Consider the following 2,637-nt stretch of genomic DNA (forward strand, 5'->3'; position numbering starts at 1 on the left):
GACCGACACGTTCCTCGTTACCGGCGCCACCGGTGAGACCGGCCGCTACACCGTCCAGCGCCTGCTCGAAAAAGGCCACGCCGTCCGCGCGATGGTCCACAGGCAGGACGAGCGCGCTGACGCGCTTCGCGGCGAAGGCGCGGAGGTCGTGGTCGGCGACCTTTTCGAGCATGACGACGTGATCCGCGCCGCCGCCGGCGCGACCGCTGCCTACTTCTGTTATCCCGTCCGTCCCGGCATCATCCAGACAACGGCATACTTCGCCGATGCGGCCAAGCGCGCCGGGCTGAAGGCCGTGATCAACATGTCGCAGATCTCGGCGCGGGAAGATTCCAAGAGCCATGCGGCGCGTGATCACTGGATCGCCGAACGGATCTTCGACTGGTCGGGCGTTCCCACCATCCACCTGCGGCCGACCTTCTTCTCGCAATGGCTGCTCTATCCGTTTGCGCGCAAGACGATCGTCGAGCAGAGCATCATCGATCTGCCCTACGGCGCTGGCCGTCATGCCCCGATCGCGGCCGAAGACCAGGCCCGCCTGATCGCAGCGCTGCTGGCCGATCCGGCCGCCCATATCGGCAAGACCTACACGCTTCATGGGCCGACGGAGCTTGACCAGCCGGGCATCGCCGCGGCCATCGGCGAAGTGCTCGGCCGCAAGATCAGCTACCAGCCGCTGACCATCCCCGCCTATCGCGCGCGCCTGGAAAAGTTCGGCCTGCCGGAATTTTTGATCCAGCATTTCTGTGCGATCGCCCTCGACTATCAGAACGGCATCTTCTCGGGCGCCGACAAGATCATCACTGAGGTGACAGGCGTGCCGCCGATGACCGTTCAGGCCTTCGTCGCGTCGCACCGGGCCGCCTTCAATACGCTGGACGCGGCGGCGTAAGCCGCTCCCACATTACCGACAGGACATTGCCATCACCGGGTCCCAAGCGCAGGATCCGTTCAACATGCTGGTGGGCGCGATGCACGCGTCGCCCACCCAATCTTTCCAGGAGAAGCAAAGTGAACATCGACCTTTCAGGTAAAGTCGCACTCGTTACAGGATCCACGGAAGGCATCGGATTTGCCATCGCCCGAGGACTCCATGAGTCAGGCGCAGACGTGATCATCAACGGCCGCACCCAGCAAAAGGTCGATGCGGCGGTGGCGCGCCTCGGCGGCCGTGCGCGCGGCCATGCACTCGACCTCGCCGGGGCCGAGGGGTGTGACGCCATGATCCGGGCCAAACCCGAGCCGGATATCGTCGTCAGCAATCTCGGCATCTTTCAGCCGCTGGATTTCTTCGAGACCGACGATGCGATCTGGGACCGCCACTGGCAGGTCAACGTCATGGCCGGCGTGCGCCTGGCTCGCGCCTATCTTCCGAAAATGGCTGCCAAGTCATGGGGGCGCTTCATCTTCCTCGGCTCGGAATCCGCCTTCAATATTCCCGTCGAGATGATCCACTACGGCGTCAGCAAGACCGCCGACGTGGCTGTCGCGCGCGGTCTCGCCAAGCGCATGGCTGGCACGGGAGTGACGGTTAACTCGGTGCTGCCCGGCCCGACCATGTCCGAAGGCGCCGCCGAGATGCTCAAGGGGCATGTAACCGCCGAGCAGTCCTTCGAGCAAGCCGGCATCGACTTCGTCAAAACGCATCGGCCGACCTCGATCATCCAGCGGCCGGCAACGGTCGAGGAAGTCGCCAACATGGTAGTCTACGTCGCCTCTCCCCTCGCGTCCGCCACGACCGGTGCGGCGCTAAGAGTCGACGGGGGCGTCGTGGATTCGCTCGTCTAGGACACAACCGAAATGCGCCCGAGGTTCGCCAGCCTTAGACCGCTGAAGAACGTCAGCCCAGGCTCCTGATTTGCCGCGAGGGCTCGGCGACGTGCTGTCCAACCTTTACGAAAGGAATTTCTATGAGCACCAATGCGATGCCGCTCGACCAACCGAAGCGGCGCATCGACGCCGACACCCGGTTCGAGGCGATTGATTTCGTGAACCGGATCAATTTCCTGTTCGACCGTTGGCAATCGGAGGAACTGCTTGCCGCCTTCTCGGACGATGTGATCGTCGATCATCCGCTTGGGCGAAGTGCGGGCAAGGAGGAGTTGGCGGCATTCCTGAAGGCCTACGAGCCGATCACCCATGGCGTTCGTCGGCACAACTGCAACCACGTTGTCGATGCCGGGCCTGGCGACGACATTGTCGTCACCTACTACATCCTGCTCATCCGCATCGCTCCATCGAGCCAGGCCGGCAAACTCAAGACCGCGCCGATGGAGATCATGGAATATGACGAGCATCTGCCGAAGCTGATCTCTTACGCCATGGTGACGGACCGGCTCACCAGGACTGAAACCGGTGACTGGCGCGTCCGCCACAAGCGGGTCGAGAATGTCTCAGAGGACAAAGCGTTTCATTTCTAGAAACGTGATGAAGCTCAGGCCTACTGATTTTCGATCGCACGGGAGAAGGGTCACGATCCGGCCGGCGCCCCGGCGGTCCATACCCCTGCGATACCCGGCCCGAACCCGGTTCCGTCTGGTTGCGCCCAAAGGGTCGCTCGGGCGATCTAGCACTGCTAGGCCGTAGTGACGATTTAACGTCTTGGGATTCCCAAGGGCAAGCAAATCAGATTCAACG

Annotated in this window: 3 protein-coding genes; all 3 read left to right on the forward strand. The window is 62.8% G+C overall.

Annotated elements, in window-relative coordinates:
* Positions 1-892: NAD(P)H-binding protein (locus FY112_RS29630; RefSeq protein ID WP_151519954.1), on the forward strand; the 892-nt coding region annotated here is incomplete at its 5' end.
* A 119-nt stretch (positions 893-1,011) separates the two neighbouring features.
* Positions 1,012-1,788, forward strand: coding sequence for an SDR family oxidoreductase (locus FY112_RS29635; RefSeq protein WP_151519933.1), 777 nt, complete (start codon positions 1,012-1,014; stop codon positions 1,786-1,788).
* A gap of 122 nt (positions 1,789-1,910) precedes the next feature.
* On the forward strand, positions 1,911-2,420 hold the full coding sequence (locus FY112_RS29640) for a nuclear transport factor 2 family protein (protein WP_151519934.1): 510 nt from the start codon (positions 1,911-1,913) through the stop codon (positions 2,418-2,420).
* Positions 2,421-2,637 lie beyond the last annotated feature (217 nt).

The organism is Rhizobium sp. PEPV16 (assembly GCF_008919455.1).
GTDB classification, from domain to species: Bacteria; Pseudomonadota; Alphaproteobacteria; order Rhizobiales; family Rhizobiaceae; genus Rhizobium; species Rhizobium leguminosarum_Q.